Consider the following 13,188-nt stretch of genomic DNA (forward strand, 5'->3'; position numbering starts at 1 on the left):
CGGCAATCGGCTGATCTTCGAAGTCACAGAAGGGTTGTTGATCCAGAACATCGTCACGGCCGCCGAGCGCATGCAAGCCCTGTCCCTGCTGGGCATCCGGTTTTCGATCGACGACTTCGGCACCGGGTATTCCAACCTTGCATCCCTGAAGCGCTTGCCGCTCTACGAACTCAAGATCGACAAGAGCCTGGTGCAGGACCTGCCCGACGACGAAGAAGACATGGCCATCGTGCAGCTCATCCTCTCCATGGCCGACAAGCTCAACCTGCGCGTAGTCGCCGAAGGCGTAGAGACCCAGGCTCAGTCTGATTTTCTTGTCCGGCACCGCTGCGATGCACTACAGGGCTTCTTGCTGGCGCGTCCCATGCCCATCGAGACCTGGCTGCAGCAGTCCAAAGCGCGCGCAGGCACCTGAGCCAATCAAAAGGGTACGCGGCTGCCCGCACGCGCACGGATCAAGAACGAGGCAGAACGCGCCGCGAATCAGTCCGGCGCTTTCCGATCCATGCCTTCCCAACGGGGGCCAGGCACGTGGATGTCGAAGAGTTCGAGCACGCGGCACACAGTGTGATCCACCATCTCGTCCAGACTGGCTGGATGCATGTAAAACGCAGGCAAAGGCGGAAAAATCACACCCCCCATTTCGGTCACTGCCGTCATGTTGCGCAAGTGAGCCAAATTGAAGGGCGTCTCACGCACCATCAGCACCAGCCGCCGGCGCTCCTTGAGGGTGACGTCTGCGGCGCGCGTAAGCAGGTTGTCCGAAAGACCGTGGGCGATCGCGGCCAGCGACCGCATCGAACAGGGCACCACGACCATGCCAGCCGTGGCAAAGCCCCCGCTGGCCAGTGCGGCACCCACGTCGCGCGGGCTATAGAAATGATCCGCCAGCGCGTGCACGTCCTGGCGACTCAACCCGAGCTCGTACTGAATGTTCAGCACCCCGGAAGGGGTCACTACCAGATGGGACTCGATGCCACCGTGCTCGCGCACGCGCTGCAGCAGCCGGACGGCATACTGCGCGCCCGTCGCCCCGCTGATACCGACCACCAGCCGGCAAGGAATCACCCCAGTACCCCGGCTTCCTTCAGCAGGTCGGCGAGCTCACCCTTGGTGTGCATCTCGTTCATGACGTCGGTGCCGCCCACGAACTCGCCCTTGACGTAGAGCTGAGGGATTGTGGGCCAGTTGGAATAATCCTTTACCCCTTGGCGGACTTCCGGGTCGTCCAGCACATTGACCGTCACCAACTGCCCGACCCCGCACTCTTTAAGCACCTGAATGGCGCGCGCCGAGAACCCGCATTGAGGGAACTGGGCCGTGCCCTTCATGAACAAGACCACCGGATGCGTAGTAATGGTTTCGTGGATGAAATCCCGTACTTCGGCCTGGGCATTTTCACCCTCGGCTGCAGCGTTCTGGGTCGTTTCGTTTTGGGCTGATTCACTCATCATAGAACTCACTAAAAATTATTCAGGCCGGCAATCGGCCCCCTGTGACACGCTCGATACCGGCCAAATCACACATGCTGGCGACCTGCTCAAACCCCTGTGCACGAAAAAGTGCCCGCACTGCAGATGCCTGATCAAACCCATGCTCGACGATCAAGGACCCCCCCGCCGCCAAGCGGGCAGGGGCCCCCTGCACAATGATCCGTAGTGCGGAAAGGCCGTCGGAGCCATCTGTGAGGGCCACCTGAGGTTCGAACCGAAGATCGCCGCACGCCAGATGAGCATCCCCCAATTGAATGTACGGCGGATTGGAGACAATGACGTCAAACGGCGTGAACTCAAGGCAGGTATCGTACCAATTCCCGAGAGAAAACAATAGCTTTGCCCCCAATGCCTGCGCGTTCATTTGCGCCACCGACAGGGCTGCGTCACTTTGGTCCGTGGCCTGCACCAGAGCGTCCGGGCGCGCCAGCGCCATCGAGATCGCCACCACCCCGCTTCCCGTGCCCAGGTCCAGAACATGGGGGGTTTGTCGCTGCGCCACGGCCGCGAGGCCACATTCCACCAGCAGTTCCGTCTCGGGCCGAGGGATCAGCACCGCCGGCGTCACCTTGAAATCTCTCCCCAGGAATTCGCGCTGCCCCAGGATATAGGCCATAGGCTCACCTGCCATCCGGCGCGCCTCAAATGCCTCATAAGCCTTGCACTGCGTGGCATCCAGCACGTCCGTGTCGTGAGCGATCAGCCACGCGCGCGACACCCCCAGGACATGCTGCCACAACAGATGAAACTCCAGCAGCGGCAGCGTGCTGTGCGCGCGCCACTCGCGCAGCGTAGCCTTCATCAGGCCAACGCCAGTGCTGCGAGCTGTTCCGCCTGATGCTCGGCCAGCAAGGCGTCCGTGATCTCGCCCAGGTCTCCGTCCATGACCTGCGCAAGCTTGTACAGCGTCAGGTTGATACGGTGATCTGTCACACGCCCTTGCGGAAAATTGTAGGTGCGGATGCGCTCGGAGCGGTCCCCCGACCCCACCAGGCTCTTGCGCTGTGCGGCTTCACGCGCATGCACCTCGCGCTGTTGCTGGTCTTTCAAGCGCGCAGCCAACACCTGCATGGCCTTGTCCTTGTTGCGGTGCTGCGAACGATCGTCCTGACATTCCACCACCAGCCCCGTGGGCAAGTGTGTGATGCGCACCGCGGAATCCGTCTTGTTGATGTGCTGCCCACCCGCGCCACTGGCGCGAAACGTATCGATGCGCAAATCGCTGGGATTGATCTGAATGGCGGCCTGGGCGTCGGCTTCAGGCATGACGGCTACCGTGCACGCCGAGGTGTGCACCCGCCCCTGCGATTCGGTCTCGGGAACCCGTTGTACCCGATGGGCGCCCGATTCGAACTTCAGCCGACCATACACCCCGTCACCCGTGATGTGGACGATGACCTCTTTATAGCCGCCCAGCTCGGACTCACTGGCCGACATGAATTCCACCCGCCAGCCATTGAGCTCTGCATAGCGCGTGTACATGCGCAGCAGATCACCCGCAAACAGGGCACTCTCGTCTCCGCCCGTCCCGGCCCGCACCTCGAGAAAAACGCTGCGCCCATCGTCCGGGTCCTTGGGGATCAGCAGAATCTGGAGCTCGGATTCCAAAGCCTCGATACGCGTATCAACCCCTTGAAGTTCTTCTTCAGCCAGCGCCTTCATTTCCGGGTCCGCCAACAACTCGCGGGCCGTCTGCTCGTCTGCACAAGCCGCCTGCCAATCGTCAAATACCTGCACGACCGGCTCGAGTTCAGCGCGCTCGCGTGTCCACTTGCGGTACTGGTCCAGGTCGTCGGCACTGCCCGGTTCTGCCAGCAACGCGTCAATCTCGGCCAGACGCTGCCCAAGCTGTTCCAGACGGCTGCGCATTGATTCTTTCATTGGGATTCCGAAAAACAGACAGTGGGCCCCGCCGCACGGCAGGAAGATGCCCGGCAGGCGCCAGGATGAACCGAGACGCGCCGCTAATGCCGGCGGCGAGTGCCGGCCTCCGGCAGCAGACGAGGCAGAAGCGCCAACAGCTGTTCACGTTCGGAGCCATCTGAACGATTCAGCGCCGCAAGCGGGCCATGCATGTACTTGTGCGTCAGGCTGTACGCGAGATGCTCGAGCACCGCTTCAGGGTCATCGCCCCGCGCCAGCAACCGCCGCGCACGGTCCAGCTCAGCCATCCGCAGCGCATCGGCACTTTGCTGATAATCGACAATGGCAGGCACAATGGCCCGGTTGCTCATCCAGTGCATGAAATGCTGCACACGCGTTTCGATGATGGCCTCGGCCTGCACCACCGCGGCACGGCGGGCGTCTGTACCCGACTGCACCATGCGGCCCAGATCGTCGACCGTATACAGATAGACGTCTGCGAGACGCCCGACTTCGGGCTCTATGTCGCGTGGAACCGCCAGATCGACCATGACGATAGGGCGATGGCGCCGCGCACGCGCTGCGCGCTCGACCAGCCCCAACCCCAAAATGGGCAGGGATGAGGCCGTACAGGACACGACGACATCGAATTCTGCCAGATGTTCGGGCAGCGACGACAGTTTGAGCGCATGCGCTCCAAACCGGTTGGCCAGCAGCTCAGCGCGCTCGACCGTACGATTGGCCACACTAATCTGGCGGGGTTGCACCGCTGCGAAGTGTGTCGTACAGAGCTCGATCATTTCGCCTGCACCGATAAAGAGAATGCTGGAATCAGACAGATTGCCCAGCACGCGCTCGGTCAGACGCACCGCCGCAGCCGCCATGGAGACCGAATGCGCCCCAATGGCTGTTTGTGAGCGGACTTCTTTGGCGACTGAAAAGGTGCGCTGAAACAACTGATGCAGCAAAGTGCCCAGCGTGCCGGCCTGTTCGGCCGTGCGCACGGCGCTCTTCATCTGACCCAGGATCTGGGGCTCGCCCAACACCATGGAATCGAGCCCGCTCGCCACCCGGAACGCGTGCCGCACCGCGTCGTTCCGCTGGTACTGATACACGTGCGGAAGCACGATGCCCGGCTCAACACGATTGAACTCGGCCAGCCATTCCGGCAGATCGGGACCCACGTCGGCATCCGCCGCACAGTAGACCTCGGTGCGATTACAGGTAGACAGAATGGCGGCTTCGCGCACGCGGCTACCAAAGGCCGAGCGCAACGCGGCCAACGCAGGTTTGACAACTTCGATCGGAAACGACACGCGCTCGCGCACCGAAACCGGCGCCGAGACGTGATTCAAGCCGAAGGTCAGAACGTCAACAGACATGCCCAAAGAAAAGTTGCAATAGGAGACTGGCTGTATTATAGGGCGCCCAGCCTTTCAGGGGAACGGGTACACGCGGAACCGGGCTGCGCGCAGGCAAAATATCGTGTATGATTTCGCCTCTTGGCCTGGTAGCTCAGTCGGTAGAGCAGAGGATTGAAAATCCTTGTGTCGGTGGTTCGATTCCGCCCCGGGCCACCACCGCGCTGTTCCAGCACGGTTCAAAACGTCCCAAAACCCCACAAAATCAGACTCTTAGGCAGAATTCGCTGCTCTAGACGTGTCACTGCACGTCCCTACATCCCGCGTTTGTCTGTACCCCAACTTGTACCCCACAATGGTTTCGTCAAAAACAGCCTCTGGGGGTACAAGTCATGGGCCTACTCAGCGAGACTCAGATCAGGGCGGCCAAGCCCGGTCCGAAAGAATACCTGCTAAACGACGGCGACAATCTGTACCTGCGTGTACGAACCACCGGCAAGGCCTGGGTCTATCGGTACACGAAGGGCGGCAAGGCTGTGAAGCTCGGCATGGGGCCCTATCCGGAAGTCACGCTTGCCCAGGCACGCGCCAAGGCCTACGAAGCCAACAGCCAACGTGCCAACGGCCTCGATCCCAAGGATGTACGCGACCGGCAGGAGGAACAGGCGCACATCGCGCGCCTGCATACCTTCGAGCTGCTGGCGCGGGCCTGGCACACCAGCGCCAGGAAGGACCGGGAATGGTCAGAAGACTATGCCCAGAAGGTCATCCGGCATCTGGAAATTCACATCTTTCCCTGGGTAGGCCACAAGCCGATCGAAACGATCCTCCCAACGGAAATCGTGCAATGCCTGTACCGTCCGAAGGATCGAGGCACCCTTGAGACGGCACAGCGCGTCCGCGAGGCCGTTCAGCACGTCTATCAATACGCCGTGGACGTGGGCGCGTTGGAGCCCGGCAAGAACTTCGTCAACAAGAACACGGGCGGTCTGCCGCCGCCGCGCAGCAGGCACTTTGCGGCAATCACCGAGCCCGCCAAACTGGGGCAGCTGCTGCGTGACATCCGCAACTACCACGGGCACTTCATCACACGCAGCGCGTTGCGGCTTGCCCCCATGATGTTTCAACGGCCGGGACAGATCCGGCTCGCGGACTGGGAGGATATCGATTTCGAGGTCGAGCTTTGGCGCTGCCCACCGGAGAAGATGAAAATGCGCGAGTGGCAGAAGCGCGACAGTCGAACGCCCGCCCATATCGTCCCGCTGCCACGCCAGGCGCTGGAAATTCTGCGCGAGTTGTATCCGCTGACCGGCCCCACCGGCCCGGTCTTCCGCAGCATGTCACGGCGCTCAGAGAAAAGCCGCTACATCAGCGACAACACCATCAACGTCGCATTGCGCACCATGGGCTATGACACCCAGGAAGAAATCACCGGCCATGGCTTCCGCGCGACAGCGCGCACCATGATTCGCGAGCATCTGGGTTGGGATTCCGATGTCATTGAGCGACACCTGGCCCATGCTTCCGACGAAGAGCTCGGCAGCAGCTATGACCGGGCAGCCTTTATTGCCCAGCGCAAAGCCATGGTGCAGCAATGGGCCGATTTTCTGGACGATCTGGAAGCTGGCAAGCTGCCGCAGCCGGACAGCAAAATCTTGCGGTTCATACGCAAGCAGCCCAAACCAGAACAGCGATTCGGCACATAGACGGACTTGACACGCGCGTCTGGGCCGCAACCATCCGTCCCCGCCAACACACAAACCACACGCTGCAACAGCAGGCGACCCATGAACATCGCCAGTACAGCTTGTGCCCCACCTATCCTTGAAATGGTATAATAGCGTGAAACCTTCCCTCATCAAACCGCTTGTATGGATAGGCAGCAGCAAGAAGGACCTGATGGAGCTGCCTATGTCAGTGCGAAAATTCGTCGGACATGCGCTGGACTTGGCACAGCGCGGAGAGCGACATGAAGCAGCGAAAGTATTGAGCGGCTTTGGCAGTGCGGGCATCCTGGAAATCATTGAAGACGATTCAGGCAGCACTTACAGAACTGTCTACACAGTACGCTTTCCGGAAGCCGTGTTCGTACTGCATGCATTCCAGAAGAAGAGCACACGCGGCATCGCCACGCCCAAGCCGGATATGGATATCATCCGTCGCCGCCTGAAGGTCGCTGCCACCATGGCACAGGAGTTGAAAAATGAATAAGCACATCATCGACGGAGTCGAAGTCGAAATCAGCTCAGGCAACGTCTTCGCAGACCTGGGCCTTCCAGATGCTGAAAAGCTGCAGATCAAGTCAGGATTGACCGCTGAAATCATCAAGGCCATCCGTGAGCGCGGGCTGACGCAAGCCGAAGCGGCGAAACGGATGGGCCTGACTCAGCCCAAGGTTTCCGCCTTACTCAGCGGCGAGTTCTCGAACTTCTCAGAACGCAAACTGATGGACTGCCTGAACCGCTTGGGTTACGACATCGAAATCCGCGTACACAAGACACCGGAGACTGTCGGGCACTTGATGCTGACATACGACTAATCAAGCAGCAGCGCGCTGCGAATCCATAAGCGGCCACCTGCCGGGCGCCCGGCACTGTCCCCCTCATTCCGAGGCCTCATCATGAACGAACCTCTCTCCGAGGTCATCCGCATTCGGGTGACCCCGTCCCATGCTGCGCGCCTGGGCGAGGCGGCGGCCTTGTCCGGGCTGTCTCTGTCCAACTACGTCCGGCGCCGCTTGGTGGCCGACGACACCTTGCAGGAAGAGCTAACGCTGCTGCGCCAGATCGTGGCCGACCTGGGCCAGCTGCGCGATACCCACCGCGCCGCTGTGGAAACCGTCCACCTGGTACGCGCCATGGCCAAGCCCGAACAACTCGACTTGGCGCAGCAGAACCTGCAGCGCTTGCGCTGACCCATCCCCGGCCCGATCACGGCCATCTGCTTTTCTCTCTTCTCCCCGGAGACATCCCCATGCAAACCCTCCCTGCCTTGCGCGCTGGGGCGTTGGCACTTGCCTGCGCTTTGGCACCGCTCGCCCACGCTGCCAACTCTGCCGATTTGCTGACCGGCACCCCACGCCTGGCCTGCGAAGCCACGCTGTGCCTGTCTTCCAGCCTGCGTCCTGGTGAATGCAGCCCATCGCTGGATCACTACTTCGGGATTGAGAAATTCAATCGCCACGGCCTGGATTGGGGCGCGACTGTTGCTGCTCGCCGATCTTTCCTGGGCCAGTGCCCGGCCGCAGCCGATCCCGGCATGCCGGAGCGGGTGGAGGCTATCTCGCACGGTGCAGGCAAATGCGATGCCGACTACCTGAACCGCAGCTACGCCGACACCGCCTACAAATGGCGCAAACGCGGTTATCGCTACGATGCAGCAACCGGCACTCAGGAACCCGTCTACGAAGTCCAGACGCTGCCCACGGTGACGCTGACCCAGCTGCCGACCTGGTGCGTGGCCTACAACGATCACGATTGGACCTACGAACTGTCCGTGCGCTACGTTGGCAGACCCACAATGGGCGGGCGCTGGGTCAAGACCGAAGATTTTGAGGTCGCTCAGGCCCGCTGGGATGCCGATCACGGCGGCCAGTGGGCCCAGGGCTGGAACTTCTCGATGTCTGACCCCAGGCAGCGCGGCAATCTTTGAAGGCGGCCATCCATGCTTGCCGAACTGGCCGCCCTGGCTTTGGCCTGCGCGCCCAACATCCACCCTGTCACTCTGGAAGCACTGATCCGGCATGAGTCCGGCACCCGGCAGTACGCTATTGGCGTCAACCGCAAGGACAAGGCCCTGTCTCGGCAACCGCACGACCTGGAGACTGCCAGCCGGGCAGCTGAACGTCTGATCGCCGAAGGCATCGATTTCGATGCAGGCCTTGGCCAGATCAATGTGCGCAACTGGGGCTGGCTGGGCCTTACCAGCACCACGGTCTTCGATCCCTGCCGGAATCTGGCGGCAGCCCAGACGGTGCTGTCCGATTGCTATGCCAGGGCGCTCAATGGCTATCGGGATCAGCAGCAAGCCCTACGGGCGGCACTCTCCTGCTACAACACCGGGAATTTCACCAAGGGATTTGCCAACGGCTATGTGCGCAAGGTTGTGGCCCAGGCCGCAGTCCAAGTACCGGCACTGAAACCCGTGGTACATCCTGGCGACCCATTAGTGGATTCCGTAGCCACTCCAGAACCGGGCACTGTCACGTCACACCCAGCCGTCACCGCGACGGGCAACGATCCGGGAATTCCGGGTCGTTCACCCAAGCAGCAAGGTGTATCCCCTGAAACCAGCCCACAGGGCAGTCCAGACGGATTTACTGCCCACCCAGCGGCCGACGGCTTCACACAGCCCGCACGCTGATTCAGCCCCTCTGATCCACACCTGGCAATCAGGCGGCTGACAGGTCAGCTCACAGCCTCCCTCCCCTGACCATTCCAACCATTCCCCCAGCGACACCACGGCGCCTGGGGCAGGAGCCATGCCATGCCGATACCGCAACACATCAAGAACAAGACAACCCGAGGACGATTTGCCCACACCCTTGCGACGGCCTGGCTGCTCGCAGGCATCCAGCACGCGGCATTCGCCCAGTCTATGGGTGGCCTTTCGCGGGCCAAGACGACGCTGCAGACCCTCAAAGACAATCTGGATGTGATCTTGCCGATTGCTGCCGTGATCATTGGCGTCATCATCTTCGTGCTGTATTCCGCCGAGGTCATGAGAAAGGACGACGCCATCCGCTGGGGTATCGGCGTGCTGCTGGCGGGCTCCGCTGCGGAACTGGTCGTGCTGCTCTGGAAGTAAGCCATGGCCGCACACACCACCAGCACACGTCCTGGCCACCAGGATGCCACTGCCCAGACACCAGTCTCCCACCAAAATCCCAACACCTACCCCGTGTTCAAGGGCCTGGGGCGCAAGGCCACCTTCATGGGCATTCCCACGACACTCATGCTCGGGGCCTTTGTCTGCGTGGCGGTCATCGCCATGACGGCGGGCCTGGCCTGGTGGGGGCTGCTCTTTGTAGTGATGCCCGCCCTGGCGATTGTCACCCGCGACGACGACAAGGCGCTCGATGTCCTATGGCTGGAGTTCAAGACCCGCCGCATCAACCGCAACCAGCGCTTCTGGCACGGATCCAGCTACGCCACCCAGGGCTACCACCGTGATCGTCCCTGGCGCAGCCTCATTCACCGAAGGAATCACCCATGACTGCAGCCGCAGCTATCGCCGTCGATGAACGGCTGGTTTCCCGCTACCTCCCCTATTCCCACCACGTTACCGATCAGATCATCGCGTGCGATAGCCATGAATACCTGGCAGTCATCAAAGTGGCGGGCCGGGCTGCGGACGCCCACGCGCAAGCGGAATTGAAGGACTGGATTGAAGCCCTGCACAATGTGCTGCGCGGCCTGCCCATGGGTTCGCTGGGCCTCTACTCGCACATCATCCGCAGGCACGTGACGGAATACCCGGACAGTACCTTTGCCCAGCCCTTTGCCGCCCAGTTCGATGCGGCCTATCGAGCCACCTTCGATACCTCGGGTCTCATGGTGAACGACCTGTACCTGACCGTGCTGATCCACCCAGTCGAAGACCCAGTCCTGGGCACCTTTGCCAGCCTGGAGAAGGCCAACGGCAAGCGCCTGGCGCACTGGCAGGCCGAGTCGATCGAACGGTTGACCAGCACCCTGCGGGTGTTCACGGCCGGCCTGTACCGCTACGATCCGCAGATCCTCGGCATCGTGGACCGCCAGGGCCTGGCCTTCAGTGAAACCGCTGAATTTCTGGGGTTCCTGCTCTCTGGCATCCACCGTCCCGTGGCAATCAGCCAGGAGCGCCTGCGCGAATCCCTGCCCCATGCTCGGCCCATCTTCGGGCGGCATGGGGAGCTGGGCGAACTGCGCACCGTCGCGGGCTCGCGGATCTTTGGCATGATGGAATTGCGCGACTACCCAGAAACCACCAAACCCGGCCACCTGGATCGCTTGCTGGGCCTACCCCACGAATTCGTGCTCACCCAGTCCTGGGGCAGCCACACGGGGGCTGCGGCGAAGAAGTTGGTGAAAAAGCACCACAAGCTGCTGGTCGATTCGGGCGATGATTCAGCGAGCCAAGTGGCGCAGCTCTCGGACGTGATGGATGACTTGACCTCGGCCCGCCTGGGGCTGGGGGATCACCACGCCACGATCCTCATCTATGGCGACACGACCGAAGGTGTGCGCCAGGCGCTCGCCCAGACGGCCACGGCCCTGGCCGAAGACGCCGTGGGTTTCCGGCCACTGGATCGGGCCCTGGAAGCAGGCTTCTGGGCGCAGCTGCCGGGCAACTGGCACTGGCGGCCCCGGCCGGTGCCGGTCACCTCGCTCAACTTCCTGTGCTTTTCCAGTCTGCACAACCAGCTGACCGGCAAGCCCGCAGGCAATCCCTGGGGGCCAGCGGTCACCATGCTGAAAACCCAGACCGGATCGCCCTTTTTCTTCAACTTTCACGCATCCACCGAAGACTTGGACGAAACCGGCAAACGGCGACCTGGCAATACCATGATCATCGGCATGACGGGCACCGGCAAAACCGTGCTGCAGGGGATGTTGCTGGCCCAAGCCCAGAAGTTTGGCGCGACTTGCGTGGTCTGGGACAAAGACCAGGGCATGCAGGTGCTCATCATGGCGCTGGGCGGGCGCTACTTCAACATCCGCCTGGGCGAAGCGACCGGCTGGAATCCGTTTCAGATGGAGCCGACCAAGGGCAACGTTGCCTTCATGGTGCGCCTGGTCGTGTACCTGGCTGAGCGCCGGGGCGAAGCGGTGAGCACCCGTCAGCGGGCCGACATCACCCAGGCGGTGCAACAGCTGGTGACGCTCATCGACCGGCCTGCCCGCACACTTTCAACCCTGAACACGCTGCTGCCCAACCCCTACAGCGAGGACGAGTCGCACAGCACCATCCATGCACGGCTCGCCCCCTGGTGCCAAGGCGGTGAATACGGCTGGGTGTTCGACAATCCGGCAGATCACCTGGATCTGGAGATCACGAGCGGCAAGCCCGCGATCTTCGGCTTCGATCTGACGGAACTGCTGGACGATGATGACGTGCGCGGAGCAGCCACCCTGTACCTGAAGCACAGGATCGACGCCCTGCACGATGGGCGGCGCATCATCAATCTGTACGACGAGTGCCAGCATCCCCTGAAGGACGCGCATTTTCAGGAGTCCATGCAGGACGCCAGCCGCACGATTCGCAAAAAGAACGGCGTGCTCGCCTTTGCGACCCAGGAGCCGGGGGCCATCACCGAAAACCCCGTGGGGCCGTCGCTCGTACAGCAGACCGCAACGCTCATCCTCTTGCCCAACCCCAAAGCCCGCGCCCGCGATTACGTCGAGGGCTTTGGACTCACGCCTGCAGAGTTCGAGCTGCTGCGCGGCCTGGGCGAAGCCAGCCGCAAGTTCCTGGTCAAACAGGGGACCAGCGTCACCGTAGCGCAGCTGGACCTGTCTGGCTGCGAAGATGAATTGCTGGTGTTCTCTGGCAGCCCCGACATGGCCGAGATTGCCGAACAGGCGGTGGCCCAGGCAGGGACGGATCCTGCCGCCTGGCTGCCTATCTACTTGGCCGCTATCCGCCAAGCGCAGCGGTAATCATCTGTTCCGCCTGCTGAGTCAGCTGGCCACCTTCGCAAGGAAACCACACTATGAAGCATGAGCCCCATGCTCAGGATCGGCTGCGCCCGGACGAACCGCGCAGCCGGGATCTGGAGCAAGCCAAACAAGATGATCTTCAATCAGCACGGGGGCATCACCATGACCCCGCCTTTTACGACCGCCTGGGCCTGGCTGACCCCGAACCGGCCCCTCCCGAAGAACGCTTCCTGATTTCGATCTATGGCGAACGCTGGACCCCTGAAGACCGGGAGGCAGGCCAATTCAGCGAAGGCACCGTCGAGATCGAACGCGGAACGGTCGATGCGAACGAGCTGCAGCGCATCGGGCAGGACTACGGCCTGGACCTGCCTTCTGCCTCCGATCCCCGCCACACACCGTATCTCTGGTTTTCATCCAGCACCCCGCGCGAGGATCAGGAGTATTTCGAGCAAGGTGTACACAAGTATTACAGCCTGCATATCCACGAAGTGAATGGCCATCGGCCAGAACCGGCCGACATCCAGCGGATTGCTGATCTCATCGGTGTGCGCTTCGACCACCCTATGCAACTGGAGCCTCCAGCGCACGAACAGGAGGGCCCCGACCTATGTCTGTGACCCCTGCAAACCTTGACCGGCCACCCTCCGCCGACGAAGCCATGGGCATGGCCTGGTGGAACATCCTGACACCATCGGAACGCGCGACCTGGCTTACAAAAGCTGGGCCCGCCTGCAGCGTGGCTGATGCCTGGGCCGCCTTCAAACGGCACCAGACGACCCCCACCAACCCATCACCACAGGACACCCCATGAACCGACGACATTTCATT

Annotated in this window: 17 protein-coding genes and 1 tRNA gene; 13 read left to right on the forward strand and 5 right to left on the reverse strand. The window is 61.8% G+C overall.

The genetic code is table 11. From position 1 onward, the window contains the following. Window positions 1-415 (forward strand): EAL domain-containing protein (locus tag VF285_RS10065; RefSeq protein ID WP_346952490.1); only part of this gene is annotated, 415 nt, incomplete at its 5' end. 68 nt (window positions 416-483) lie between these two features. Here VF285_RS10065 and VF285_RS10070 read toward each other — a convergent pair. From VF285_RS10070 to hemA, 5 genes are all read right to left on the reverse strand, one after another. Then, window positions 484-1,065, reverse strand: a complete 582-nt coding sequence (locus tag VF285_RS10070) for a UbiX family flavin prenyltransferase (protein WP_346952505.1) — start codon at window positions 1,063-1,065, stop codon at window positions 484-486. Further along, window positions 1,065-1,454 (reverse strand): Grx4 family monothiol glutaredoxin, encoded by a 390-nt coding sequence (grxD, locus tag VF285_RS10075; protein WP_346952491.1) that lies wholly within the window; start codon window positions 1,452-1,454, stop codon window positions 1,065-1,067. The genes VF285_RS10070 and grxD overlap by 1 nt, the downstream gene beginning before the upstream one ends. 19 nt (window positions 1,455-1,473) lie before the next feature. Then, window positions 1,474-2,295 carry a peptide chain release factor N(5)-glutamine methyltransferase gene (gene prmC, locus VF285_RS10080; protein ID WP_346952492.1) on the reverse strand — a complete coding sequence of 274 codons (822 nt, stop codon included), beginning with the start codon at window positions 2,293-2,295 and terminating at the stop codon, window positions 1,474-1,476. Beyond that, entirely contained in the window at window positions 2,295-3,374 is a 1,080-nt protein-coding gene (gene prfA, locus VF285_RS10085) for a peptide chain release factor 1 (protein ID WP_346952493.1), read from the reverse strand. Before prfA ends, prmC begins: the two co-directional genes overlap by 1 nt. An 83-nt stretch (window positions 3,375-3,457) precedes the next feature. Next, window positions 3,458-4,738 (reverse strand): glutamyl-tRNA reductase, encoded by a 1,281-nt coding sequence (gene hemA / locus VF285_RS10090; RefSeq protein WP_346952494.1) that lies wholly within the window; start codon window positions 4,736-4,738, stop codon window positions 3,458-3,460. A gap of 122 nt (window positions 4,739-4,860) precedes the next feature. On the opposite strand from hemA, the gene VF285_RS10095 reads away from it, so the two are divergent. The 12 genes from VF285_RS10095 to VF285_RS10150 all read left to right on the forward strand — a co-directional run bounded on the left by VF285_RS10095 (window position 4,861) and on the right by VF285_RS10150 (window position 13,171). Beyond that, window positions 4,861-4,936 (forward strand) — tRNA-Phe (locus VF285_RS10095). A gap of 173 nt (window positions 4,937-5,109) precedes the next feature. After that, window positions 5,110-6,423, forward strand: coding sequence for a tyrosine-type recombinase/integrase (locus tag VF285_RS10100; protein WP_346952495.1), 1,314 nt, complete (start codon window positions 5,110-5,112; stop codon window positions 6,421-6,423). A 193-nt stretch (window positions 6,424-6,616) separates the two neighbouring features. Beyond that, window positions 6,617-6,928, forward strand: coding sequence for a type II toxin-antitoxin system RelE/ParE family toxin (locus VF285_RS10105; protein ID WP_346952506.1), 312 nt, complete (start codon window positions 6,617-6,619; stop codon window positions 6,926-6,928). Beyond that, entirely contained in the window at window positions 6,921-7,256 is a 336-nt protein-coding gene (locus tag VF285_RS10110; protein ID WP_346952496.1) for a helix-turn-helix transcriptional regulator, read from the forward strand. Before VF285_RS10105 ends, VF285_RS10110 begins: the two co-directional genes overlap by 8 nt. An 81-nt stretch (window positions 7,257-7,337) precedes the next feature. After that, window positions 7,338-7,631, forward strand: coding sequence for a plasmid mobilization protein (locus VF285_RS10115; RefSeq protein ID WP_346952497.1), 294 nt, complete (start codon window positions 7,338-7,340; stop codon window positions 7,629-7,631). A gap of 59 nt (window positions 7,632-7,690) precedes the next feature. Then, window positions 7,691-8,368 carry a TrbM/KikA/MpfK family conjugal transfer protein gene (locus VF285_RS10120; protein WP_346952498.1) on the forward strand — a complete coding sequence of 226 codons (678 nt, stop codon included), beginning with the start codon at window positions 7,691-7,693 and terminating at the stop codon, window positions 8,366-8,368. Window positions 8,369-8,380: 12 nt separating this feature from the next. Then, window positions 8,381-9,079, forward strand: a complete 699-nt coding sequence (locus tag VF285_RS10125) for a lytic transglycosylase domain-containing protein (RefSeq protein WP_346952499.1) — start codon at window positions 8,381-8,383, stop codon at window positions 9,077-9,079. 123 nt (window positions 9,080-9,202) lie between these two features. Further along, window positions 9,203-9,523, forward strand: coding sequence for a TrbC/VirB2 family protein (locus tag VF285_RS10130; RefSeq protein WP_346952500.1), 321 nt, complete (start codon window positions 9,203-9,205; stop codon window positions 9,521-9,523). Window positions 9,524-9,526: 3 nt separating this feature from the next. Continuing rightward, window positions 9,527-9,931 carry a VirB3 family type IV secretion system protein gene (locus tag VF285_RS10135; protein WP_346952501.1) on the forward strand — a complete coding sequence of 135 codons (405 nt, stop codon included), beginning with the start codon at window positions 9,527-9,529 and terminating at the stop codon, window positions 9,929-9,931. After that, window positions 9,928-12,357 carry a VirB4 family type IV secretion/conjugal transfer ATPase gene (locus VF285_RS10140; RefSeq protein ID WP_346952502.1) on the forward strand — a complete coding sequence of 810 codons (2,430 nt, stop codon included), beginning with the start codon at window positions 9,928-9,930 and terminating at the stop codon, window positions 12,355-12,357. The genes VF285_RS10135 and VF285_RS10140 overlap by 4 nt, the downstream gene beginning before the upstream one ends. A 53-nt stretch (window positions 12,358-12,410) precedes the next feature. Next, window positions 12,411-12,977 carry a hypothetical protein gene (locus VF285_RS10145; protein WP_346952503.1) on the forward strand — a complete coding sequence of 189 codons (567 nt, stop codon included), beginning with the start codon at window positions 12,411-12,413 and terminating at the stop codon, window positions 12,975-12,977. Further along, complete coding sequence (locus VF285_RS10150) at window positions 12,968-13,171, forward strand: hypothetical protein (RefSeq protein WP_346952504.1); 204 nt, start codon at window positions 12,968-12,970, stop codon at window positions 13,169-13,171. Before VF285_RS10145 ends, VF285_RS10150 begins: the two co-directional genes overlap by 10 nt. Window positions 13,172-13,188 lie beyond the last annotated feature (17 nt).

It is taken from the genome of Castellaniella sp. (assembly GCF_036379515.1).
Classification (GTDB): Bacteria; Pseudomonadota; Gammaproteobacteria; order Burkholderiales; family Burkholderiaceae_B; genus Castellaniella.

Coding starts and splice junctions, on each gene's coding strand:
- grxD (WP_346952491.1), bottom strand. CDS start 1,454: ATGATGAGTGAATCAGCCCAAAACGAAACGACCCAGAACGCTGCAGCC.
- prmC (WP_346952492.1), bottom strand. CDS start 2,295: ATGAAGGCTACGCTGCGCGAGTGGCGCGCGCACAGCACGCTGCCGCTG.
- prfA (WP_346952493.1), bottom strand. CDS start 3,374: ATGAAAGAATCAATGCGCAGCCGTCTGGAACAGCTTGGGCAGCGTCTG.
- hemA (WP_346952494.1), bottom strand. CDS start 4,738: ATGTCTGTTGACGTTCTGACCTTCGGCTTGAATCACGTCTCGGCGCCG.
- VF285_RS10100 (WP_346952495.1), top strand. CDS start 5,110: ATGGGCCTACTCAGCGAGACTCAGATCAGGGCGGCCAAGCCCGGTCCG.
- VF285_RS10105 (WP_346952506.1), top strand. CDS start 6,617: ATGGAGCTGCCTATGTCAGTGCGAAAATTCGTCGGACATGCGCTGGAC.
- VF285_RS10110 (WP_346952496.1), top strand. CDS start 6,921: ATGAATAAGCACATCATCGACGGAGTCGAAGTCGAAATCAGCTCAGGC.
- VF285_RS10115 (WP_346952497.1), top strand. CDS start 7,338: ATGAACGAACCTCTCTCCGAGGTCATCCGCATTCGGGTGACCCCGTCC.
- VF285_RS10120 (WP_346952498.1), top strand. CDS start 7,691: ATGCAAACCCTCCCTGCCTTGCGCGCTGGGGCGTTGGCACTTGCCTGC.
- VF285_RS10125 (WP_346952499.1), top strand. CDS start 8,381: ATGCTTGCCGAACTGGCCGCCCTGGCTTTGGCCTGCGCGCCCAACATC.
- VF285_RS10130 (WP_346952500.1), top strand. CDS start 9,203: ATGCCGATACCGCAACACATCAAGAACAAGACAACCCGAGGACGATTT.
- VF285_RS10135 (WP_346952501.1), top strand. CDS start 9,527: ATGGCCGCACACACCACCAGCACACGTCCTGGCCACCAGGATGCCACT.
- VF285_RS10140 (WP_346952502.1), top strand. CDS start 9,928: ATGACTGCAGCCGCAGCTATCGCCGTCGATGAACGGCTGGTTTCCCGC.
- VF285_RS10145 (WP_346952503.1), top strand. CDS start 12,411: ATGAAGCATGAGCCCCATGCTCAGGATCGGCTGCGCCCGGACGAACCG.
- VF285_RS10150 (WP_346952504.1), top strand. CDS start 12,968: ATGTCTGTGACCCCTGCAAACCTTGACCGGCCACCCTCCGCCGACGAA.